The sequence below is a fragment of the Pseudomonas khavaziana genome (assembly GCF_019145205.1).
Taxonomy (GTDB): Bacteria; Pseudomonadota; Gammaproteobacteria; order Pseudomonadales; family Pseudomonadaceae; genus Aquipseudomonas; species Aquipseudomonas khavaziana.
Genome location: NZ_JAHSTT010000005.1, coordinates 128,177 through 150,065 on the forward strand (window position 1 = coordinate 128,177; position 21,889 = coordinate 150,065).

The 21,889-nt window shown below is 58.7% G+C and carries 16 protein-coding genes; 8 read left to right on the forward strand and 8 right to left on the reverse strand.

The window, feature by feature from the left end:
• Positions 1–84 precede the first annotated feature (84 nt).
• The 5 genes from leuA to KVH01_RS14165 form a co-directional block, all read right to left on the reverse strand.
• Entirely contained in the window at positions 85–1,764 is a 1,680-nt protein-coding gene (leuA, locus tag KVH01_RS14145; RefSeq protein ID WP_043046828.1) for a 2-isopropylmalate synthase, read from the reverse strand.
• Positions 1,765–2,169: 405 nt separating this feature from the next.
• Positions 2,170–6,282, reverse strand: a complete 4,113-nt coding sequence (locus KVH01_RS14150; protein ID WP_217881846.1) for a membrane-targeted effector domain-containing toxin — start codon at positions 6,280–6,282, stop codon at positions 2,170–2,172.
• Between the two features lie 307 nt (positions 6,283–6,589).
• Positions 6,590–7,411, reverse strand: coding sequence for a M23 family metallopeptidase (locus KVH01_RS14155; protein WP_043046829.1), 822 nt, complete (start codon positions 7,409–7,411; stop codon positions 6,590–6,592).
• Between the two features lie 3 nt (positions 7,412–7,414).
• On the reverse strand, positions 7,415–8,794 hold the full coding sequence (xseA, locus tag KVH01_RS14160; protein ID WP_217881847.1) for an exodeoxyribonuclease VII large subunit: 1,380 nt from the start codon (positions 8,792–8,794) through the stop codon (positions 7,415–7,417).
• Positions 8,795–8,804: 10 nt separating this feature from the next.
• Positions 8,805–9,695, reverse strand: coding sequence for a LysR family transcriptional regulator (locus tag KVH01_RS14165; RefSeq protein ID WP_217881848.1), 891 nt, complete (start codon positions 9,693–9,695; stop codon positions 8,805–8,807).
• 99 nt (positions 9,696–9,794) lie between these two features.
• On the opposite strand from KVH01_RS14165, the gene KVH01_RS14170 reads away from it, so the two are divergent.
• The 8 genes from KVH01_RS14170 to KVH01_RS14205 all read left to right on the forward strand — a co-directional run bounded on the left by KVH01_RS14170 (position 9,795) and on the right by KVH01_RS14205 (position 18,270).
• A complete protein-coding gene (locus KVH01_RS14170; RefSeq protein ID WP_217881849.1) occupies positions 9,795–10,562 on the forward strand; it encodes a sulfite exporter TauE/SafE family protein in 768 nt (255 codons plus the stop codon).
• A 141-nt stretch (positions 10,563–10,703) separates the two neighbouring features.
• Positions 10,704–11,252, forward strand: coding sequence for a hypothetical protein (locus KVH01_RS14175; RefSeq protein WP_043046833.1), 549 nt, complete (start codon positions 10,704–10,706; stop codon positions 11,250–11,252).
• A 217-nt stretch (positions 11,253–11,469) separates the two neighbouring features.
• A complete protein-coding gene (gene guaB, locus KVH01_RS14180; protein WP_016977684.1) occupies positions 11,470–12,939 on the forward strand; it encodes an IMP dehydrogenase in 1,470 nt (489 codons plus the stop codon).
• 81 nt (positions 12,940–13,020) lie between these two features.
• Positions 13,021–14,598: a glutamine-hydrolyzing GMP synthase gene (guaA, locus tag KVH01_RS14185; protein ID WP_043046834.1), complete on the forward strand. Its 1,578-nt coding sequence runs from the start codon at positions 13,021–13,023 to the stop codon at positions 14,596–14,598.
• A gap of 308 nt (positions 14,599–14,906) precedes the next feature.
• A complete protein-coding gene (locus tag KVH01_RS14190; protein WP_217882026.1) occupies positions 14,907–16,115 on the forward strand; it encodes a tyrosine-type recombinase/integrase in 1,209 nt (402 codons plus the stop codon).
• Between the two features lie 303 nt (positions 16,116–16,418).
• Positions 16,419–16,649, forward strand: coding sequence for a helix-turn-helix transcriptional regulator (locus KVH01_RS14195; protein WP_024777066.1), 231 nt, complete (start codon positions 16,419–16,421; stop codon positions 16,647–16,649).
• Between the two features lie 3 nt (positions 16,650–16,652).
• Positions 16,653–17,531: a helicase RepA family protein gene (locus tag KVH01_RS14200; protein ID WP_024777067.1), complete on the forward strand. Its 879-nt coding sequence runs from the start codon at positions 16,653–16,655 to the stop codon at positions 17,529–17,531.
• Positions 17,532–17,763: 232 nt separating this feature from the next.
• Entirely contained in the window at positions 17,764–18,270 is a 507-nt protein-coding gene (locus KVH01_RS14205; RefSeq protein WP_225924198.1) for a hypothetical protein, read from the forward strand.
• 469 nt (positions 18,271–18,739) lie between these two features.
• On the opposite strand, the gene KVH01_RS14210 is transcribed toward KVH01_RS14205, so the two are convergent.
• The 3 genes from KVH01_RS14210 to trbL all read right to left on the reverse strand — a co-directional run bounded on the left by KVH01_RS14210 (position 18,740) and on the right by trbL (position 21,889).
• The gene (locus KVH01_RS14210) at positions 18,740–19,339 is read right to left on the reverse strand and encodes a hypothetical protein (protein WP_217881851.1); all 600 of its coding nucleotides are present in this window, start codon (positions 19,337–19,339) and stop codon (positions 18,740–18,742) included.
• 616 nt (positions 19,340–19,955) lie between these two features.
• On the reverse strand, positions 19,956–20,267 hold the full coding sequence (locus KVH01_RS14215) for a hypothetical protein (RefSeq protein WP_217881852.1): 312 nt from the start codon (positions 20,265–20,267) through the stop codon (positions 19,956–19,958).
• Positions 20,268–20,269: 2 nt separating this feature from the next.
• The gene (gene trbL / locus KVH01_RS14220; protein WP_217881853.1) at positions 20,270–21,889 is read right to left on the reverse strand and encodes a P-type conjugative transfer protein TrbL; all 1,620 of its coding nucleotides are present in this window, start codon (positions 21,887–21,889) and stop codon (positions 20,270–20,272) included.

Genomic DNA, 21,889 nt, shown 5'->3' on the forward strand with positions numbered 1-21,889 from the left:
TGGGGCCATCAGCACCACCATAACCCCAAAGTAAAAAAGGCCCCTGGATTCACACCCAGGGGCCTTTCACATTTCAGCAGCTGATTACGCCGCTTTGGCTTCCAACTGGCTCAACGAACGGTTCAGCGCACTGAACAGCGCCTTGAAGCTGGCGGTGGTGATGTTCTCATCGATACCCACACCATGCACCGGACGCTCGCCGTTCACACGCAGTTCAATGTAGGCCGCCGCCTTGGCGTTGGTGCCCGCGCCGATTGCATGCTCGTTGTAGTCCATGATCTCCACGCCAATCGGCAGGCCAGCCACCAAGGCTTCCAGCGCACCGTTGCCTTTGCCTTTCCAGTGGAGGTTGGTTTCGCCCTGGCCTTTGCCGGACACTTCTACTTCGACAAAGCTGTTGCCGTTCTCTTCCTGCAGGCGATGGCTGACCAATGCATACGGCGTGTTGGCTTGCAGGTACTCACGCTGCAGCAAGGCGTAGATCTGCGGTGCGGTCATTTCCAGGCCAACGCGGTCGGTCTCGGCCTGGACCACCTGGCTGAATTCGATCTGCATGCGGCGCGGCAAGCTGATGTCGTATTCCTGCTCCAGCAGGTAGGCGATGCCGCCTTTGCCCGACTGGCTGTTCACCCGGATCACCGCTTCGTAACTGCGGCCAATGTCGGCCGGGTCGATTGGCAGGTAAGGCACTTCCCACAAGGCATCGTCTTTCTGCTGGGCGAAGCCCTTGCGAATCGCGTCCTGGTGGGAGCCGGAGAACGCGGTGTGGACCAGGTCGCCCACATACGGGTGGCGCGGGTGCACCTGAATCTGGTTGCACTCTTCGACGACCTTGCGCACGCCGTCGATGTCGGAGAAGTCCAGTTCGGGGTTAACCCCTTGTGTGTAGAGGTTCAGCGCCACGGTCACCAGGTCGACGTTGCCGGTACGCTCGCCGTTGCCGAACAGGCAGCCCTCGACACGGTCGGCGCCGGCCATCAGGCCCAGCTCGGTGGCGGCTACGCCAGTGCCACGGTCGTTGTGGGTGTGCAGGCTGATGATCACGCTGTCACGACGGTTGATATGGCGACCGAACCATTCGATCTGGTCGGCATAGATGTTCGGCGTGGCGCATTCAACCGTGGCCGGCAGGTTGAGGATCATCTTGTGCTCAGGCGTCGGGTTCCACACCTCGATCACCGCGTCGCAGACTTCCTTGGCGAACTCGAGTTCGGTCGCACTGAATGTCTCGGGGGAGTATTCGAAGGTCCACTGGGTTTCCGGCTGCTGCGCGGCGTATTTGACGAACAGTTTGGCCGCGTTGACCGCGATGGCCTTGATGCCGTCCTTGTCCTGGTTGAACACGATACGGCGGAATGAAGGCGATGTAGCGTTGTACAAATGCACGATGGCCTTCTTGGCACCGCGCAGGGATTCGAAGGTGCGGGCGATCAGGTCTTCACGCCCCTGGGTCAGCACCTGAATGGTGGTGTCCTCGGGGATGTGGTTGTCTTCGATCAGGGTGCGCACGAAGTCGAAATCGGTTTGCGAGGCGGCCGGGAACGAGGCTTCGATTTCCTTTACGCCAACCGCGACCAGGGTCTTCCAGAAGCGCAATTTTTTCGCGGCGTCCATCGGCTCGATCAACGACTGGTTGCCATCGCGCAGGTCGGAACTGCACCAGATCGGCGCGGTGGTGATGGTCTTCGAGGGCCAGGTGCGGTCCGGGATATCGATAGTCGGGAACGCGCGGTATTTGGAAGACGGGTCTTTGAGCATGCTCATCGGGGAATCCTTTGTGTAGGGGCCGAGAAGAGGCGGCCTGCCATGGAACTGTTATTGGGGATAAAGCTTAGGGCGAGGCAGATCGATTCAGCCTGGCAGTCGTGCGCTGACGAGGCACAGGCTGCGGTGCTGGCGAAGCTGAATGAGGGTGTGAGAGGTTTTCATAAGCCCAACCCTAACCGTGGGCAGGAGAGATGGCAAGTGATCAGAAAAAATTGATAGATTTTCTGACTGAACCGAATTTCAAGATGATTTATTGCGCATATCTTTGTATATGTTTAACTCTGTTGCGTAGCTTTTGAACGGGGCGCAATTATTTTGGGGGAGGTTTTGTCGCACAGCTCAGGTCGAGCAACGCAATGGTGATCGGCTCACCACTGCGTCAATCGAGCGCGACTAAGGCATTCAGGTCACTTGCTGGAAAACCTGATAATCCCCCACGGTATGGCTGCCCGTTACTCCGGCCCCAGGATCCCTGCGCACCGATGGGCCGCTGATGGCCGTGCTCTTGGAGAATGAAGTATTCGGGTACACACCTATGCCTATGCCGCCGTTCATTTCGGCAAGGCCCGGCACGTTGCGAGCAGTATTCATATGGGCCCTGCCTACTAAGGCGAGCACCTTCTCACCGGGTTTGCGCCTTTGTATGACACGGGTCGCGAAGTAGTTGAACTCCTGCAGGCGTGTAATGCCGTTGTCATTGTCTCCGACGTACTTGTAGAAATCGGGCATATCCGATCGGCGAGTCAAGTAGTGATGTTCAAGGGGCTTGACGGTGATGCCATTGTCATTGGCAAGTTTGATCAGTTCGTTGAGCGTGGGAGACGCGCCTGCCGGCCGGTGAGCGCCCATGCCGACGTCATCAAGCTTCTTTAGGGCGTTGAGTTCCATGTTCTCAAGATACAGGGTGGTGACGCCTGCCTCTTTCAGGGCCGGCATAGCCTCTCTGATCATCTGGAAACTGGCGATGTCTCTGTGAGACTCGCCCAATACCACCACGTCGGTGACTTCATAGGCCTTGCGCAAGAGATCTACGGGCGACGTGCCGGGTGAAAGCTCCAGTCGAGGCGGGCGAGGCGGCATTTGGCCTGGGGTGAGCATGTTTCGGTAGAACCTCGCCATGTCGCGCCTGAACCAGATTCTGAACAGTTCCCGTTTTGCTGGGGTGAAGTGCTGTTCGACCAGGCTGCCGTCAGTGAGGCTGAAATATTCGGGGGCGGTTAACTTGCTGGCGGACGCTTGCGACGACGATGCTGTCGCTTCTACTGATCCTGATCCTGTTTCCGATGTGCTTGATACCGGTGTCGGTGCCCCTCCAGGCAATCGATTCAGGCGCCATTCACCGTTGCCTGCGTGTTGCACCGAAGCCACGATCCTGCTGCTCTTGCTCGCGTTCACCGGAGCATTGGGGTCGATGATATTGGCGTATCCACTGCTGGCGTGAAAAGCCGAATCGATCTGGTAAACCTTGCTCACGCCAGTACTGTCGGTGAAGCGGATGTACCAATCATCGTCGACATTGTAAGTACCGTTGGTCCCTAACGTGCGGCCCCGGATTATATCGTCGGTCTTGGCGTAGGCGCTCAGGTCGCGGCTTGGGGCGGCTACCAGCGGCGATGTCTGCACAAGCCCGTGCTCTACGGCTGCGCTGGTAGAGGCGATAGCGGGCGCGGGGCCGGAGCCGGCTGGCGCAGGCAGTGCCCTGGCGCCGGGGCGTATCGGGTTGGCGCCGGCAGTTGTTGACGCACTGAATACCGGTCGCATTGGCGCAGCGCGAAGGTTGGGGATGCGCGCTGCAGCCAAGGTAAAGTCAGCGTAGATCCCACGGCCCAGGCCGGGGTTCCTGATCAGGTGTGGCAGGAGTCGGCTATTGGCGCGCAGTGCAGTCATCGCCGCTTTGCCCAGGCGAACGCCAGCGGACAGGCCTTTGCCGAGTATCGGCACCAGGTCCAGCAACAGCATGCCTACTTCAATGCCGAACTCGACTTTGTTGATTTTCGACTGGGCCGCTACCTCGGCACTGCTGACGGATTGGTAATCGGCTTTGTCTATCACCAACTGCACATGCTGCTTGTACAGGTGATCCTCGACATTACCCGTCACCGGCTCGAGGGTCGCATCACCGCCTTTGAGCTTGAGCGCCTGGACGAACAGGCTGATCATTTCAAAGGGATTCTTGATCGTCAGCGGGTTGACCAGGCTCTTACTGGCGGTCTCGATGAACGAGATGAAGTCGTCTTTATTCACCGGTGATTTTCTACGGGCGGTATAAGCGATCCACTCATCTTTGTTCAGCAGAGTGTTCAGTGCGGCCTGGTCTGCGACTTCACGAAACACAACGCCGTCGGGCGCATCGGGTGCGCATAGCACCAGTGATGAATCCACCTGATTGCCGATCACGAGCACACCCTGCACAGGTAAACCGTATTGCACGAGGCTGTTGGCGACGATGTCTTTGCCGTCCACCTGGGGGCGGCTGGCCGGGTCGGGATAATCGAGCACCGCGGCGACCCACTGCGCAGCGCGTTTGGTAGATTTGTCCTGGCTGGCCTCGGCCTGGTAGGCATCAGGGTTGAGTTGGGCGAGAAACGCTTCCTTGGCCATCAGGTCGTTCAGGTTGGCTTTCCAGGCGGTGCGCACTTGGGCAGAAGCTCCCGACGTGGTGTCAGTCGCCAGCTCCTGCTCAAGCAGCTTGGTATATTCGCCGCCCACATCCGCGGTGTTGACCAGTGCTTTAAGCGCTTCGGTATCGAGGATGACCTGCTCGCCTTTGGCATTGAGGATAGGCTGGCCTTGGGTGTCGACCAGCGCCAGCCTCAGGGTGGTATGGGTGGATTGGCCGCGTTCGATGGCTGGAAAACCGCTGGGGTTTCGCAAGGCCAGGTCGGTCAGGGACACGGAGTGCTGTGCGGGGAACGTTGTCCTTGGGCCACTGCCGCGGCCGCTGTGAAGGGTTGTGCGGGTATCGACCCGCACCATCAGTTGGTCCGCGTTCAGCTGCGCCGTCGGATACTGCTGGCTGAGCGCTTGATTCAAGCGATCCCGGGAAAAATCCGCCAGGGATGGGATCTTTTTCAGCAGCGAGGCCAGTTGGCTCGAACTTTCCTGCTCGGCATGCTCCAGCTTTTCGAAGAGCGCTTCTTGATCCGGGTCGAGGCTTTTCAGCCATTGAGGTTGCAGCTTTTCAGCCAGCTTGGCGTCGCGTGCCAGCATGGCATTGCTGCCATCGAATACAAAGAGTGCGTCTGCCGCGCCATCGAGGCTTTGCATTGCTGCAGGGGCCAGCAAGGCGTTGCTGCGGGTGCCAGTGGCTGGCGGTGCCAATGCCTGGGCCAGGTGTGCGTTAATTTGCGCTTCCTGGCGTTTGAGCATTAAGGCGATTGCCTCTGCCAGCACATCCCCGCTTAAGGGTTCAACACTGCGCATCAGGTCATCGCCTGAAGGCACATCGGGTCGGTCCTGTACCGACAGCGGCGCAGTTTGCAGCAGTAGTTCCGCATCTATCCCGCCCTGGTCAAGGCGCGCAGCCAGCGCCTGGCGTGCCTGCGCCGGGGTAGCAAACTCCTCGAAACCTTCGCTTGGGGTATACAGCACGACGGGGCCATTGAGGTCGTTGAGTGCGAGGCGCCGGCCTTCTTTTGGCCAGGTTGGCGGGGTGGCGGCGGAACCGTCGGTGCTGGTGATGAGGAAACTGCCCGCCAGCATGGTGCCGTGTTCGCTGCCGTCATCCAGGGTGATGGGGTAAACGCCAGGGCGTTCGCCATTGGGAAATTGACGTTCCCGCTCGGCCAACGTCGGGTATTGCAGGGCGATATCAATCAAGCGTTTGCTGGCCGGGCTCAGGGTGCCGTCGCTGACACGCAGTGCGGCCAGGGTCGACAGCTGTTGTTTGTGCAGGCTCAGCAGTTGGTCTTGCGGCACTTGCGGCGTTTGCGGGGTGTTCAGGATTTCCTCGATCTGCGCGTCCATCGGCGTCAGCCGTGGCGTACTCCAGAACGCCTGGAGGTAAGCCGGATATTGCGTGGCAATGGCGCGGGCAATCGATTGCAATGTGCTGGAGGTAGTCAGTGTCTGGGGCTCATCGGCAGGCGTGGGGCGCGTCGTGAATTCGGTGCGTACCTTGCGCTCTGCGTGCAGGAGCTTATTCGGGTTGGCCAGGATGTTGCGCACCTGTTCACCGAGGGCCTTCATCAGCGGTTCTGATGACAGCGGTGTTTCCTCGTCGCCGTCGCTGCGGTAGCGATTGAAACTGATGGTGTCGGCGTCGAGGGGGCGCAGGTCTGGAAAGGCCTGTTCAAGTTGCGCCTGCACAAAGGCCTTGAAACTCGGTTGTTCGTTTTGCAGGCGCTGCATATCTTGCGTAAGGCTGTCGTGCTGGGTAAGGAACGCACGCTGGTGGCTGACGTTGAACTGCTTCACGAGCTTGGGGTAATGCACACCAACGGGGGCAATGCCCGAAGACGTGGGCGGCGTCAGATCGTCTGGGGCATAGCTCAAGGCCGCCGGCGGCGAAGACATAGGCTGGTGTGTATCGGCTGGATGATGGACGCTGGGGTTGTCGAGAGCGGTATGAAAAAAGGCGTCAAGGGGGCTGCGCGGAGCAGCCTCTAGAAGAATAGGCATAAGCGGACACTCGCAGGATGAATGGGCTGTTCATATCGTCGTTACGCTCCCGGTAACGCGTAGGCTGGGTGCGTATTGACCATCCGTTGGTTCCTGCTGCAAATGTAAGCAGGAGCGAGCGTGTTGCAGCGAAATCGGTGCAGTTCAGGCTAGGAGAGGGGAGAGAGAAGGGCGCGCAGGGGAAGGCGCCCAATCATGCCTGTTAAGGCTGAAATGCGCCGATAAAAATTGCCGGGTCGACCCTGGCATCGTTAAGGCTGACATTCCAATGCATATGCGGCCCGGTTGCTCGGCCGGTGGCGCCGACCTTGCCCACCACTGCACCGCGGACCAGTTGCTGGCCCACTTTCACATCGATCTTCGACATATGGCAGAACATGCTGATAAAGCCCTGGCCATGGTCGACGAACACGGTATTACCGTTGAAAAAGTAGTTGCCGACCAGGATCACCTTACCGTTCGCCGGCGTCTTGATGGGCGTACCGGCCGGCACGGCGAAATCCAGGCCTGAATGCGGATTGCGTTCTTCACCGTTGAAGAAACGACGCACGCCGAACTTGCTCGACAGCGGGCCATTGACCGGTTTGTCCAGCACCAGATTGCTTGGCAGGTTAGGGCTGAAGCTGCGGTATGCCTTGAGCTGCACGGCCAGTTCCGCTTCGATGCGCTTGAGCTGCGCGGGGGCGGGGTTGACCTGGCTTTTGTTTTTCAAGGTGATGCGCTGTTCTGGATACTTTTTATAGCCGACCACAAACGGCAAGTTGCGCCCGCCGCTGCTGATGCGCTCGTTGCCAGGCTTGACCGTCAATGGGATGCCGACAATCGCCAGCCAGTTGTCCTGCTCCTTGACCACCAGCACCGGCTTGCCTTGGTAGGTGGCCTTCGGCGCCGTGGCGGCCGGGCCCAGTTCGACCACCGCCACGCCACCCGGTACCGGCTTGTTCAGGGTGCGGGTGATATAGCTGTCAGCCTGGGCGTTAACGGCAAGGCACAGCAGCAGCAACAAGCTCAATAGACGTGGCATCGATCAATCCAGTAGCGAAAGGGTAACGGGTGTCAGATGGTTGTCTTCCACCCGCACTTGCAATTGGCCTTCACCGAGACGCGCGGTCAGGCGCTGGCCGGTGTGGGTTTGTGCGGCATTGCGAATGGCCTGGCCGCGCTCGTCGAGCAGGATGCTGTAGCCACGACCCAGGGTCGCCAGCGGACTGACCACCTGCAACGTCTGCACCTGGCTTTGCAGCTGCAGGCGCCGCGCCTTGAGACCTTCGCGCATGGCACGGGGCAGGCGTTCGGCGAGGCTGTCCAGGCGCTGGCGCAACAGCGCCAATTGGCGGCCCGGATGCTGGCCGGCGAGGCGGGTTTCCAGGCGGATCAGGCGCTCGCGACGGGTATTGAGGCTGCGCTCAAAAGCACGGCGCAGGCGCATGTCCAGGTCGTCCAGGCGCTGGGCCTGTTGGCGCAAACGCTCGCCAGGGTGACGCAGGCGCCGGGCCATGCCTTCCAGGCGCAGGCGGTCGTGGGCCAACCGATTGCGCATCAGCATCACCAGGCGACGGTGCAGGTTATCCACTTGGCGCACCCAGTGGCTGGCGTCCGGTGCGAGCAGCTCGGCGGCGGCAGATGGCGTCGGCGCACGCACGTCCGCCACGAAGTCGCTGATCGATACATCGGTTTCATGCCCGACGGCACTGACGATGGGCGTGACGCAGGCGTCCACGGCTCGGGCCACGGCCTCCTCGTTGAAGCACCAGAGGTCTTCCAGCGAGCCGCCGCCACGGGCCAGGATCAACGCGTCGAAGCCACGCGCGTCGGCCAGTTTCAATGCGCGCACAATCTGCGGGATCGCTTCGCGGCCCTGCACGGCGGTGGGGATCAAGGTCAGCTCAATGTTCGGTGCCCGACGGCGGAACACGCTGATGATGTCGCGAATCACCGCACCGGTCGGCGAGCTGATAATGCCGATCCTTTGTGGATGCGCCGGCAGTGGGACTTTGCGCTCGGCACTGAATAACCCTTCGGCGCTGAGCTTCTCTTTCAGCGCATCGAAGGCCAGGCGCAGCGCGCCATCACCGGCAGGTTCCACCGTGTCGAGAATCAGCTGGTAGTCACCACGGCCCTCGAACAGCGAGACCTTGCCGCGCACCTTGACCGCCAGGCCGTCCTTCAACGCCTGGCGTACCCGTGCCGCGTTGTTGCGAAACAGCGCGCAGCGCACCTGGGCACCGCTGTCCTTGAGGGTGAAATACACATGGCCGGAGGCCGGGCGGGCGAGGTTGGAGATCTCGCCTTCGACCCAGATATTGGTGAACACGTCTTCCAGCAACACCCGCGCACGGCCGTTGAGCTGGCTGACAGTCAGGACTTCGCGGTCCAGGCCCAGGCGGGCAAAGGGATCTTTAATCATGGGCGGCAGTTTATAGGCATTCGTGCAGGGTTTGACAGAATTGCTCCACCAGCGTGCTCTGCCGTGGCGCGCAGGCCAAGGCGACGGTGCTGTGACAGTCCGGGTCGGCCAGGGGCAGGAAGTGCAGATTGGCAGGGGCGATGTCCTGCATGGACTCGGGTAGCAAGGCAATGCCGAAGCCGGCCTGGATCAATTGCAACTGCGTAGTCTTGCGAGACATCACCCGCGCCGCCCTGGGGAAAAAACCGGCGCGCATGCATAGCTCTGCCGACAGATAACTCAGCCCGCCACGTTGGGGATGGGGGATCGAGATAAAAGCTTCGTCCTTGAGCCGGGCCAATTCCACCGGTGTGGCGCTGTGAGCCAATGGGTGATTCGGCGGCACCGCCAACACCAACGGCTCGGTGTACAAAGGCACCACGCGCACCCCTTCGCGCTGGCGCAACACCGGCAAGCGCAACAGACCGACGTCCAGGCGACCGTCGGCGATTTCTTCCAACTGGGCCTCGGAGGCGAGTTTGACGATATCCATCGACACACCGGGGCAGCGTTCCAGCCAAGTGCTGATGCCCTGCAGTAACGCTCCGCTCATTGGCACGGTGCTCGAATGGCCCAGGCGTAAGGTGCCGAGTTGGCCATTGCCCACCTGCGTCGCCATCTCGCTGGCCTTGAGCAACTCACCCAGCAGGTTGCGCGCCCGTGGATAAAACGCTTCGCCGGCGGCCGTCAGGCGAGGCTGGCGAGCGGTACGCTCGAACAAGGGAGTCTGCAATTGGTTTTCCAGCTCCTTGATTTGCCGGCTCAAGGCCGATTGCGCCACGAACAGGCGCTCGGCGGCGGCGCTGAAGCTGCCGCTGTCGGCGATTTCGACGAAGTAACGCAGTTGCCGGATAGAAATCACGAGGCATGCCTTTTCGAGATGGGTGGATGGCTTTGAAGATATTAGTCGCAACATTCATCGGTGGCTAAAGTGAAAGCCAAGTCTTTCAAGGAATAACCCATGAGCGCGGTTGAGTGGATGAGTCAGTGGTCGTTCGGCGCGGTGGATTGGCTGGTGATCGGCCTGGGCATCGTGGTGGCCTATATCGTGTTTGGCATCGCCGGTTTCGGTACGGCGTTGGTGGCGGGGCCGGTCCTGCTGATGTTTATGCCGCTGTCGAAGATCATCCCGCTGCTGGTGCTGCTGGATTTTGTCGCGGCGTCTGGCGGCCTGCTGCAAACGCGACGGGAGGTGAACACGCCGGAACTGCTGCGATTACTGCCATGCATGGCGATAGGCTGCACCCTGGGCGTGGTGTTTTTACTCAATCTGCATTCGGATCTGCTGCTGCTGTTGATGGGGCTGTTTATCAGCGCCTACGCCCTTTATAGCCTGGCGGTGAAAGCCCGGCCGACGCGGCTGGCGGCGGGTTGGTCGGTGCCTATGGGTACGGTGGGTGGCTTGTTTGGTGCGTTGTTTGGCAGTGGCGGCTTTTTATACGCCATTTATCTCAATAGCCGATTATCCAAGGACGCGGCGCGGGCCACACAAAGTGCGCTGATCAGTTGCAGTACGCTGGTGCGCCTGAGTTTGTTTCTGATTGCCGGGGTATATGCGGATCTGCCCTTGTTGATGTTGGCGGTTTGCCTGTTGCCCGCGATGGCCTTCGGGCTTTGGTGTGGGCGCCGGCTGACGATGCGTATGTCGCGTGAAGCGTTTGTGCGGTTGGTGACCTGGCTGGTGCTGGCCAGTGGTATTGGGTTGATCGGGCGGTATTTGAGCACTTGACCTGTGTCGAGCAGGGATTAAGCTGCCAGCCTTTAGGGTGCCATCGGGGGCAAGCCCCTCCCACCTTTGAACGTATTCACAATTCAAAATGTGGGAGGGGCTTGCCCCCGATGGCGCCAGACGCCACACCGCAGGACTCCCATGAACTCCCAAAGCATCCTCGTCCCGAAAATCTCCACCTTGCCTGTCCACGAGCCCCGCGCCCGGGCAATCGTGCGCTGGCTGGTGCGCAAGAATATCGTCAAGGAAGAACTGAGCACCTGCGGCCGCACCGGCAACCGTATGGCCTACGCCCTGGCCGATGGCGCCCGCGCCGTGGTGCTGCACCCCGAGGCACTGCCGTTCAATGAACCGGTCAATGGCCTGGAGATCATCTACAAACGTTGCATCTATACGCCGGCTAAGGGCTTTCTCGAAGAGGCAGGCTGCCCGGAATGCCTCAAGGAAGTCGGCGAGGCGCTGTTCGAAAGCCTGGAAGACTGGATGCCCGGCCATACCGACAATTTCACTTGCCCGCTGTGTGGGCATGAAGACGACATCAACGGCTTCCTGTTCCTGCAGGAATGCGGGTTTTCCAACCTGGGGTTTATCTTCAACAACTGGGCGGAGGCGGGCTTCAAGCAGAGCTTTATCGACGAATTTGCCGATTGGCTCGATCAAAAAATGAGCTGGGTCAAAGTCGAACTGTAGGAGCGAGCTTGCTCGCGAAAATCGTCAACGATAACGCGGGCTGCCTGATTTATCGCGGTGCCCGGGCGTTCTTCGCGAGCAAGCTCGCTCCTACAAAAAGGCAGCGGGTTTTCTCCATCTATCAGTATTACCAAGTTTGTCAGAGTTTTACATTGAGCCGGGCAGGGTGCATGTATATAATGGCGCGCTTCCATTTTCCCGCTCGGGAGCCCCCGCGATGCTGCGTATCAGCCAAGAAGCTCTGACATTCGACGACATTCTCCTAGTGCCCGGTTATTCCGAGGTGCTTCCTAACGAAGTCAGTCTCAAGACCCGCCTAACCCGTGGCATCGAGCTGAATATTCCCCTGGTTTCCGCTGCCATGGACACCGTCACCGAAGCCCGTCTGGCCATCGCCATGGCCCAGGAAGGCGGCATCGGCATCATCCACAAGAACATGACCATCGAGCAGCAAGCTGCCGAAGTGCGCAAGGTCAAGCGTTACGAAGCCGGTGTGGTGAAAGATCCCATCACCATCGAAGCTGACGCTACCGTGCGTGACCTGTTCGACCTGACCCGTCTGCACAACATCTCCGGCGTTCCGGTGCTGCACGATGGCGACCTGGTCGGCATCGTCACTTCCCGTGACGTGCGTTTCGAGAACCGCCTTGAAGTTACCGTCCGCGAAGTGATGACGCCTAAAGAGCGCCTCGTCACTGTCAAGGAAGGCGCCGACAAGAACGATGTGCGCGAACTGCTGCACAAGCACCGTATCGAGCGCGTGCTGATCGTCGACGACAAGTTCGCCCTCAAGGGCATGATGACCGTCAACGACATCGAAAAAGCCAAGGCTTACCCGCTGGCCAGCAAGGATGACCAAGGTCGTCTGCGTGTTGGCGCGGCAGTCGGTACCGGTAAAGACACCGGCGATCGCGTTTCGGCGCTGGTTGCTGCCGGTGTTGACGTGGTGGTGGTCGACACTGCCCACGGTCACTCCAAGGGCGTGATCGACCGCGTGCGCTGGGTCAAGCAGAACTTCCCTGACGTTCAAGTGATCGGCGGCAACATCGCCACTGGCGCTGCGGCCAAGGCCCTGGCCGAAGCCGGCGCCGATGCGGTCAAGGTCGGTATCGGCCCTGGCTCGATCTGCACCACGCGTATCGTCGCCGGTGTGGGCGTGCCGCAGATCAGCGCCATCGCCAACGTCGCCGCCGCCCTTGAAGGCACCGGCGTGCCGTTGATCGCCGACGGCGGTATCCGTTTCTCCGGTGACCTGTCCAAGGCCATTGTGGCCGGTGCTTCCTGCGTCATGATGGGCTCGATGTTCGCCGGTACCGAAGAAGCGCCGGGCGAGATCGAATTGTTCCAGGGCCGTTCCTACAAGGCTTACCGCGGCATGGGTTCGCTGGGCGCCATGTCCCAGGCGCAAGGTTCTTCCGACCGTTACTTCCAGGACTCCTCGGCAGGCGCCGAGAAGCTCGTCCCGGAGGGCATCGAAGGCCGTGTGCCGTACAAAGGCACCCTGAGCGCGATCATCCATCAACTGATGGGCGGCCTGCGTTCCTCGATGGGCTACACCGGCAGCGCCGACATCGAAGAAATGCGCACCAAGCCAGAGTTCGTACGGATCACCGGCGCCGGCATGGCTGAATCCCATGTCCACGACGTGCAGATCACCAAGGAAGCGCCAAACTACCGCGTAGGTTGAGGCTTCCAGCAAAACGTTAAGTAACCGGGGCTGTTCTTTCAGCCCCGAGTTGTTTCTGATTCATTAGACGAGACTGACTTCATGGCCCTCGACATTCACGCCCACCGCATCCTGATCCTCGACTTCGGTTCCCAGTACACCCAACTGATCGCCCGCCGCGTGCGTGAAATCGGCGTGTACTGCGAACTGCATCCGTTCGACATGGATGACGCAGCGATCCGCGAATTCGCCCCTAAAGGCGTCATCCTCGCCGGTGGCCCCGAGTCCGTGCACGAAGCCGACAGCCCGCGCTGCCCGCAGGCGGTATTCGACCTGGGCGTGCCGGTCTTCGGTATCTGCTACGGCATGCAGACCATGGCCGAGCAACTGGGCGGCAAGGTCGAAGGTTCCGAGCTGCGTGAATTCGGTTATGCCCGCGTCGACGTGGTCGGCAAGAGCCGCCTGCTGGACGGCATCGAAGACCACATCGACGCCGATGGCCTGTTTGGCCTCGACGTGTGGATGAGCCACGGTGACAAGGTCACCAAGATGCCCGAGGACTTCCACATCCTGGCCAGCACCCCAAGCTGCCCGATCGCCGGCATGTTCAGCGACGAACGTCGCTACTACGGCGTGCAGTTCCACCCGGAAGTGACCCACACCAAGCAAGGCGGGCGCATCCTGTCGCGCTTTATCCTCGATATCTGCGAGTGCGAGGCCCTGTGGACCCCGTCGAAAATCGCCGAAGACGCCATCGCCCAGGTACGCGCCCAGGTCGGCACCGATAACGTGCTGCTTGGCCTATCCGGCGGCGTTGACTCCTCGGTGGTTGCTGCGCTGCTGCACAAGGCCATCGGCGACCAGCTGACCTGCGTATTTGTCGACAACGGCCTGCTGCGCCTGCACGAAGGCGAGCAGGTTATGGCCATGTTCGCCGAGAACATGGGCGTCAAGGTGATCCGTGCCAACGCCGAGGAGCAGTTCCTCAACAACCTGGCCGGCGAGTCCGACCCGGAGAAGAAGCGCAAGATCATCGGTCGCACCTTCATCGACGTCTTCGATGCCCAGTCCAACAAACTGGACAACATCAAGTACCTCGCCCAGGGCACCATCTACCCTGACGTGATCGAGTCGGCTGGCGCCAAAAGTGGCAAGGCTCACGTGATCAAGTCCCACCACAACGTCGGTGGCCTGCCTGAGGAAATGAACCTCAAGCTGGTAGAACCGCTGCGCGAACTGTTCAAGGACGAAGTCCGCCGCCTGGGCCTGGAGCTCGGCCTGCCCTACGACATGGTCTACCGCCACCCATTCCCAGGCCCGGGCCTGGGCGTGCGCATCCTGGGTGAAGTGAAAAAGGAATACGCCGACCTGCTGCGTCGCGCCGATCACATCTTCATCGAAGAACTGCGCAAGGCCGACTGGTACCACAAGGTCAGCCAGGCCTTCGTGGTGTTCCAACCGGTGAAATCGGTGGGTGTGGTCGGCGATGGCCGTCGTTACGCATGGGTTGTGGCCCTGCGTGCCGTAGAGACTATCGACTTCATGACCGCGCGTTGGGCGCACCTGCCTTACGAACTGCTGGAAACCGTCAGCGGCCGGATCATCAATGAGATCGAAGGTATTTCCCGCGTTACTTATGACGTGTCGAGCAAGCCGCCGGCGACTATTGAATGGGAATGATTGGACGTCCGGCATTGTCCGGCACGATCTAGCAAGAAATGCTCTGAAGCCCGCGTAATTGCGGGCTTTTGGCTTTTTGGGTTTGGCAAATTCTGGCAGCTTTGTGCATCGCCAAGCACCGTGTTTGTATGGCATGGTACGGGGCATTGACTGAGCCAAATGCCATGTTCGGTGCTCGATACCATGTCGCCCTAGTAGGGCAGGGCATGGTATCAAATCTCATCATCAGCCCGGTTTCATTGGGTTTTATCGTGGTGCATGAGTGCTTTTCTGAGCATGGTATTTTTTCAATGGAATCCGTAACTGCCATGCTGACCGATACCAAGCTGCGTAACCTCAAACCGCAAGAAAAACTCTACAAGGTGAACGACCGTGACGGGCTGTACGTGGCCGTCACTGCTGCCGGTTCCATCTCCTTTCGTTACAACTACTCAATCAATGGCCGTCAGGAGACCATCACGTTCGGTCGTTATGGCGTGGGTGGCATCACACTTGCGGAAGCCAGAGAGCGCTTGGGCGAGGCTAAAAAGATGGTTTCGGCGGGTAAGTCACCTGCCAAAGAGAAAGCCCGTGCCAAGGCACGCACCAAAGGGGCAGAGACGTTTGATGCGTGGGCGGAGAAATGGCTGCGTGGGTATCAGATGGCTGACTCGACGCGTGACATGCGCCGATCGGTTTACGAGCGCGAGCTAAAGCCGCACTTCGGTAATCAGAAACTGGTGGAAATCAATCATGAGGATCTGCGTACCCTGACAGATGCAATTGTGGAGCGTGGAGCTCCAGCCACGGCCGTGCACTCCCGCGAGATTGTGATGCAGGTGTTCCGATGGGCGATAGAGCGTGGGCAGAAGGTTGAGAATCCGGCTGATCTGGTGCGTCCTGCAAGCATCGCTAAATTCGAGCCACGCGATCGCGCTCTAGGGCCTGACGAAATCGCGTTGATGTATCAGTACCTGGACCGCATCGGCACTGCCTCATCCGTGAGAGTCGCCGCTAAGCTGCTGTTGCTGACCATGGTTCGCAAAAGTGAATTGACCAACGCTACCTGGAACGAAATCAATTTCAGCGAAGCCCTGTGGACCGTTCCGAAAGAGCGGATGAAGCGGCGCAATCCCCATTTGGTGTTCTTATCTCAGCAGGCGCTGGATTTCTTCATTGCTCTGAAGACGTTTGCCGGTGGTTCGGATTACGTCTTTCCCTCTCGGTACGATTCTGATTTGCCGATGAGTACCGCGACGATCAATCAGGTGCTGACGCTGACCTACCGGCTTGCGCAGAAAGAAGGGCGGCCGTTGAGCAAGTTCGGACCGCATGACTTGAGGCGCACAGCGAGCACGCTGCTGCATGAGGCGGGTTACAACTCAGATTGGATTGAGAAGTGCCTTGCGCACGAGCAGAAGGGCGTACGGGCCGTCTACAACAAGGCTGAATACCGTGATCAGCGCCGGGCTATGTTGCAGGATTGGGCGGATATGATTGACGAATGGACGCGTAAGAGAACACGTTCAGAGAGTTGATGGCGTTTTGCGTGATGAGGTAGTCGGGAGCTGATCTATTTTTCTCTATCAAAAAACCACATTCGTGGTTTTTTTTCTGTCCGGAAACTACCCGTTTGTGGGACACATTTTTCCTGACATCTTTGACGAAAAAAACTCCTGAAAGAACAACGACATCGAGTTGTTTTTCTGTCCCGAAACTATACGTTTGTAGGGCGGTAAGATATTGATTTTAAAGGGAATAAATCCTTAAATATCTGTGGAATACTCTGGAAATATGGGGCAATAATCGAACCTCAAATGCGACAAAACGAGGAGTTCGGTGTGGAAAAAGAATCGAGGAAGTCGAGCAAAGTGCTCATCAGCAAAAAGCAATTGCTGGCAATGATCCCCTTGTGTGAGCGGACGATTTATAACTTCGAAAAGCAGGGGAAATTCCCTCGTCGTATTGCCGTTAGCAGCCGGAAGGTCGTTTGGGATTTGGAAGAGGTCGAGACATGGATTGATACGTGCAGGCAATCCGGCCCGGCCACGCGTCCCGGAATGGGAGCTTGAGTTGTGGCGATTGACTTACGGGCAGCCTTCGAGAACGAACCGCCCACACTGGACTTCATATGGCCTGGCTTCCTCGCTGGCACAGTGGGAGCATTGGTAGCTCCCGGAGCTACAGGGAAGAGCTTCTGGGCGTTGGAGGCGGCGATGGCTATCGCATGCAGCGTTGCCGGCGGTGATCTTGTAGGGCTTGCCCCCTCATGCGCTGGTCGAGTGGTCTATTTCGCCGGAGAAGACCCCGAAGTCGCGTTGGTGCGCCGCATTCATGCCATAGGCCAGCACTTAAATCAGCAGGCACGCGAGGCCATCGCGAAGAACCTCGTCCTTGAGTCGATCATGGGCAAACGACTAAACGTCATGGATGATCGGCATCTTGCCCGTATCACCGAGTTTTGCATCGGTGCCCGGTTGATCGTACTGGATACACTTAGCCGGATTCACGACCGTGACGAGAACAGCAACGGCGACATGTCTCGGCTTGTCGCCACGCTTGAGCACGTTGCGGCCAGCACCGGAGCATCGGTGCTTTACCTTCATCATGTCAGTAAAGGCAGCGCTCGCGAGGGTCAAGTCGATCAGCAGCAGGCAGCGCGGGGCGCATCAGCTCTAATCGATAACGCCCGTTGGTGCGGCTTCGTGGCCAAGATGACAGAGGACGAGGCAAAGCGACTGAGTGATCGCACCTATGAGCGACAGGCCATTGGCAACGATAGGCGCAAGTTTTTTGTTCGTTTCGGTGTTAGCAAGCAGAACTACGACGCCACCCCGCTCGACCAATGGTACCAGCGCCAGGAAGGCGGCGTTCTTGTGCCGGTTGAGTTGGCGGAAGTGAAGAAAGGTAGCCCGCTGCAAGTCGTAAACGGAAGTGACGATGAGCGGTGGTAACGCCGTGGTCCCCACCAGCTCTATTGCACAGGCCAGAGTGATGCTTTATCAGCCTAGCCAGCGCCCGCGACTGCGGGAGGGTAATTGGGCAGAAACATCATTTGGGCGCTGCCGCGTGACAGGCAGACTAGGGCAGAGGCACGCGGACATACTGGAAGCTGTTCTGTACTGCGCAGAACGTCGACGGTCTGTCTCAGATGGTGGCGTAGAACTTCTGGTAGATCCCGCGCGTGTGAGAAAGACACTTTCCGATAGCCGCTACAGCTTCACACAGATCGAAAAGCTGCTCGCCGAACTGCGAGCCGCAACGATCACAATTGAAACGCCGCAATTTGATTTTCCAATCATCGGCGGATTGATTGACCACGTTATCCCTTCACCCATGACACGTCCCGATCCTCTGACAGGAGGAGCCCGGAACCTATGGCGGGTGCGGCTCGGAATTGCGCTTGTAATGCTCCTTGAGCATGATCTGAGTCTCTACTACGACCCAGCTCCTATTGCGCGCCTCCAGCACGGCATAAGCCAAGCGGTAGCTCGGCACGTTTTGAGCCACAAAGTAGTGCCTACAGGCGGTTGGTATCTAGACACCGTTATCGTGGCGGTAGCCGGACAAGCCTCAAGTCAGGACATGCGCAATGCGCGGCGAAGGCTTAAGGAGGAAGCTGAAGATCTAAGAGGAATTGGGCTTGTACTTGATGGTGATCGCATCAAGAAAAGCAGTGCTTGCAGCAGCTGAAGCGTGCCATACCCGCCCGATGGCGTGTCACACCCGCCCGGTAGCGCGTCACACCCGCCCGAAACGTGCCACACCCGCCCGGGGTTAGCAGGATCTTCAGGATATTCAGTCCTGCGCGGCCCAGCCCGCGCTTAGGCGCGGTCAGGCCTTGCCAGTCGGCCTACGGCCGTTTGGCACCAAAAGGAAGAGCGATTGTCCGTCGAGCGTGCCCGCAGAAGCGCTCAAAAGCTTACGTGATGGCCAGTGGGTGCCGATGCCGGGAAATAACACTCAAGTTGACCACGCCTTCGCATTGCCACTGACCAGTCATTTGCATTCGACTTAACCAGTTGTTTGCATCAAGTTTGACCAGCGCACTGGGTGCCCGGTCACCGGCAGAATTCGGCCAAAAACCAACGAGTCGAATACGACTACGAAAAATGGGGCAATTGAATGGAAAGAGCTCCTGAGAGCCCTTTCCAAACTGAAGTTACTCTATAACGGGATACCAAGTTGCATAGTTATCGCTGAAATCATCTAGCAAGGGGAATTCCTCGTTGCGCTTACCTTTTACAATGGCCTTATTCCTCTCGAATGCTTCCTTCATATGGTTTTTGCAGAGCTCTTCGGATATATAACACAGTCCATGCCAGCGATGACGCCATGCAATAAGCTGACGATCATTTTCAACTATATACACTGTTTTATTTAGCGATTTGCGAAGGCGCGGGGCCGATTCACCATTCAATGATCTAGGAACTCTGACCTCTTGTCCGAATTCGTCCCATCCAGCCCATTGACTATAAAATCTTAAGCGAGTGTCGTTGTTTACGGATAGAAATTCGAAATAGGCAATGCCTGGCTTTGGCTGAGCAATCTCACAATATCGGCGCATTAACGTCGTAGATATATTACCAATCAAGTCTTCAGATAAATGCTCAACGACCTTGCGGAAGTGATGAAAGTTGTTGAAGCCAAACTCTTTGCTGAGATGGGTCAGCCGTTGGCAATAACTGTATTCTCCAATGACGGATATCCGGGCAAGCCCCTTAAGGTCATCGATACATTGCGCTGCGCGTTGATGAAACATTGCTCACTCCTTTAGCCAAATCGGAGACGTGCCTCGATTAGCATGCTGCTTGCAGTGGCTAAATAAGTGGGTAAGTTCACTTAGATTTTTCGTATTTCCCATCGCAGCAGGGAGGCTACTTATGCCTTCCTCCATGAAATCATAAAATCCCGCCTCTCGTAAACTATTTTGTACTTTGCGCACCACTTATCAATAGTGACAGAACCATCAGTGGCTGACGCTTTCCACCTTCCATCGAGTCAGCAGCCCTGGATCGCGCTTTTGGCTGAATTTAGTTAGGTGTTCAGTTAGTCCGCGTCTGGCCGATTGCCGCTCTCCACGAAGGGCATCTTTGGGGCGACTTGCCGGTAATCGATGGGCTGAGACAAGTCCGTGCGTATTACTAATGGCGAAGCCCCGGTGCTTTTGACCGGCGTAACCGGGAGTAGTCCCCGTGATGAAATATCACGAGTAGCCGCAAGGGCGGTGTGTCAACGCTGAGCGTTGTCTGCGGCTCGCGCAGCCCCGGTACAGGGCGGAGGCGTGTTTGAGTGCCAAGCTGGGTATACGATAGGAGGCTTGCTGTCTGGCAAGCCAGCCCCGCGCTAAGGCGGGGTTGCGTGGGACTGACTATCGGTCACAGTTTCTCATGCTTCGCCGCTTCTTTCGCAGCTTGAATGGCCGCCAATACCTGCTGGTTCAGATAGGCGCCACTCTTGCTTCCCAGCAAAGGTAAGCGATTGATGATCTGCGCCCCGACAAACATGCGATAGGACGCCGACAAAGCAAGCGGGCTTACTCGAAGCTGCAACGCCGTATACTGCCGATCCAGCTTATCTAGCTGCGGCCCGTAACCTTTGCTTCGTAGCCACCGGCCGAGTGCCCACATGCCGATGGCGAACGTAAAGGCGAATACTACGAATCCAGCGAACATCAGAAAGCCCATCATGGTTATTTCTCCGGTTGGTCGTTCGAGGTCATTCCCGGCACCTTGAGCGAGGCGAGGCGGCCGGTAGCAGAGTTAGTGTCCGAGGCCGGGCGGATGACGTTAGGCCCAGCTTGTGAAGCTTCCGTGGCCGATTCTGCTCCATTGGCTGGAGTGGTCGAGTTGGTATCGTCGGAAACTGGTGGCGGAGATTCTGCACCAAGAGACAAGGCGTGCGCATTCTCCATACCTGGCACTGCCATCGAGGCCATCACGCCGAGCATCTTTGCGCCACCGTCGGCCGCTTGGGAAAGTGCGCTGCCGGAGATTACAACTCCCCCTTCTGGTGTCCTCTGCTGGTCTTTGTCGTCGTTCCCCTGTGCGGCCTTTCCGGCCTGCTTGGCGACCTGCTGTACGCCGCTGTTTGGAGAGGACGGCGCGGCCGACGCCTGCCCGGGAGGATTGGCAGAGCTGCCGCCGACCTTCGCGCCTGCGGAACTGGCACTCTTGGCTGATGCGCCGCCGGTGCTAGCACCCACGCCGGAGGACGCCGCTGCACCCATAGACGACGCGGCACCACCTGCGGAGCTGGCACCGGCAAAGCTGGAGTTAATCGCCCCCGCCAGACCGCTGCCGCCGAGTCCACCGACACCCGCCGCCCCGGCCCCGGCTGCGCTACCAGTACCGGCAGCACCGAGGGCAGCAGCAGGCGCCGCCGCCCCGGCTGTGGCGATGGTGGCCGCTGCAGCCGCCGCCCCGGCAGCACCGGCCACAGCCATCCCACCAATGGCCAAGCCACCGCCCATTGACGTCCCGCTAATCATGCCACCGATCAGGTCAGGAATTGTCTTCGTGAGGTAACAGCACACTAAGGCCAAACCGACCATCGTCATCAATGACGCTTCGTCATTGGTGTAGGCGGCCAACCACTGCTTTGCCGACTGGACGATCAGGCCGACAATCAGGGTTAGTACAAATAGCTTGGCGCCAATCGCAACGGTGAAGCGCATCGGCGCAATTGCAAAATCCCGCGTCCATTGCGAACCGCCAAAGCCGAAGAGCAGCACGGAAGCATTGATGATGACGTAAGACTCTACGAGCGTGACAAACATGAATGCAGCGATGAAGGCGAAACATGCCAACACAAGGATTGCGCATACAGCGATCAGAAGTCCCTTGGCTGGAGAAAACACTGAAATGCCCTCCACCATGGTGCGGCCAAAATCCAGCGCAACTGCAAGCATATCGCCGGGTTCTAATGCACGCCCGAGGCCGCTCGCTGATGCCGCTGCATCGCGGAAACTATCGACGATGGCCGTCGACCACTCCACTGAGTACTTCATGACTGCAAGGAAGAAACCGATCACCAGCACGAAGCGCAGCAGCTCGCCGACAATCTCGCCGAAGTCGGCTTGCTTCATTACCAGAGGCATGAACGTCCAAATAAACTGGATCGAGGCCAGCAGCCAGAACAGTCTGATCGCATAGTCATACAGCTTCGCTGACCACTGGTGCGACTGTTGCAAAACCAGGTCGAGTAGGCCCTGAACCGATGTATCGGCATGGGAAAGGTCGGTCGCGGCCATAGCATTTCCGGCCATGAACACACTCGCCAAGGCGAGGAACAACAAAAGACGACGATCCAT

What these genes read in the sequence shown, in the direction of transcription:
- leuA (WP_043046828.1), bottom strand. Translation starts at nt 1,764, where the DNA reads ATGAGCATGCTCAAAGACCCGTCTTCCAAATACCGCGCGTTCCCGACT.
- KVH01_RS14150 (WP_217881846.1), bottom strand. Translation starts at nt 6,282, where the DNA reads ATGTCTTCGCCGCCGGCGGCCTTGAGCTATGCCCCAGACGATCTGACG.
- KVH01_RS14155 (WP_043046829.1), bottom strand. Translation starts at nt 7,411, where the DNA reads ATGCCACGTCTATTGAGCTTGTTGCTGCTGCTGTGCCTTGCCGTTAAC.
- xseA (WP_217881847.1), bottom strand. Translation starts at nt 8,794, where the DNA reads ATGATTAAAGATCCCTTTGCCCGCCTGGGCCTGGACCGCGAAGTCCTG.
- KVH01_RS14170 (WP_217881849.1), top strand. Translation starts at nt 9,795, where the DNA reads ATGAGCGCGGTTGAGTGGATGAGTCAGTGGTCGTTCGGCGCGGTGGAT.
- KVH01_RS14175 (WP_043046833.1), top strand. Translation starts at nt 10,704, where the DNA reads ATGAACTCCCAAAGCATCCTCGTCCCGAAAATCTCCACCTTGCCTGTC.
- guaB (WP_016977684.1), top strand. Translation starts at nt 11,470, where the DNA reads ATGCTGCGTATCAGCCAAGAAGCTCTGACATTCGACGACATTCTCCTA.
- guaA (WP_043046834.1), top strand. Translation starts at nt 13,021, where the DNA reads ATGGCCCTCGACATTCACGCCCACCGCATCCTGATCCTCGACTTCGGT.
- KVH01_RS14190 (WP_217882026.1), top strand. Translation starts at nt 14,907, where the DNA reads ATGCTGACCGATACCAAGCTGCGTAACCTCAAACCGCAAGAAAAACTC.
- KVH01_RS14210 (WP_217881851.1), bottom strand. Translation starts at nt 19,339, where the DNA reads ATGTTTCATCAACGCGCAGCGCAATGTATCGATGACCTTAAGGGGCTT.
- KVH01_RS14215 (WP_217881852.1), bottom strand. Translation starts at nt 20,267, where the DNA reads ATGATGGGCTTTCTGATGTTCGCTGGATTCGTAGTATTCGCCTTTACG.
- trbL (WP_217881853.1), bottom strand. Translation starts at nt 21,889, where the DNA reads ATGGATCGTCGTCTTTTGTTGTTCCTCGCCTTGGCGAGTGTGTTCATG.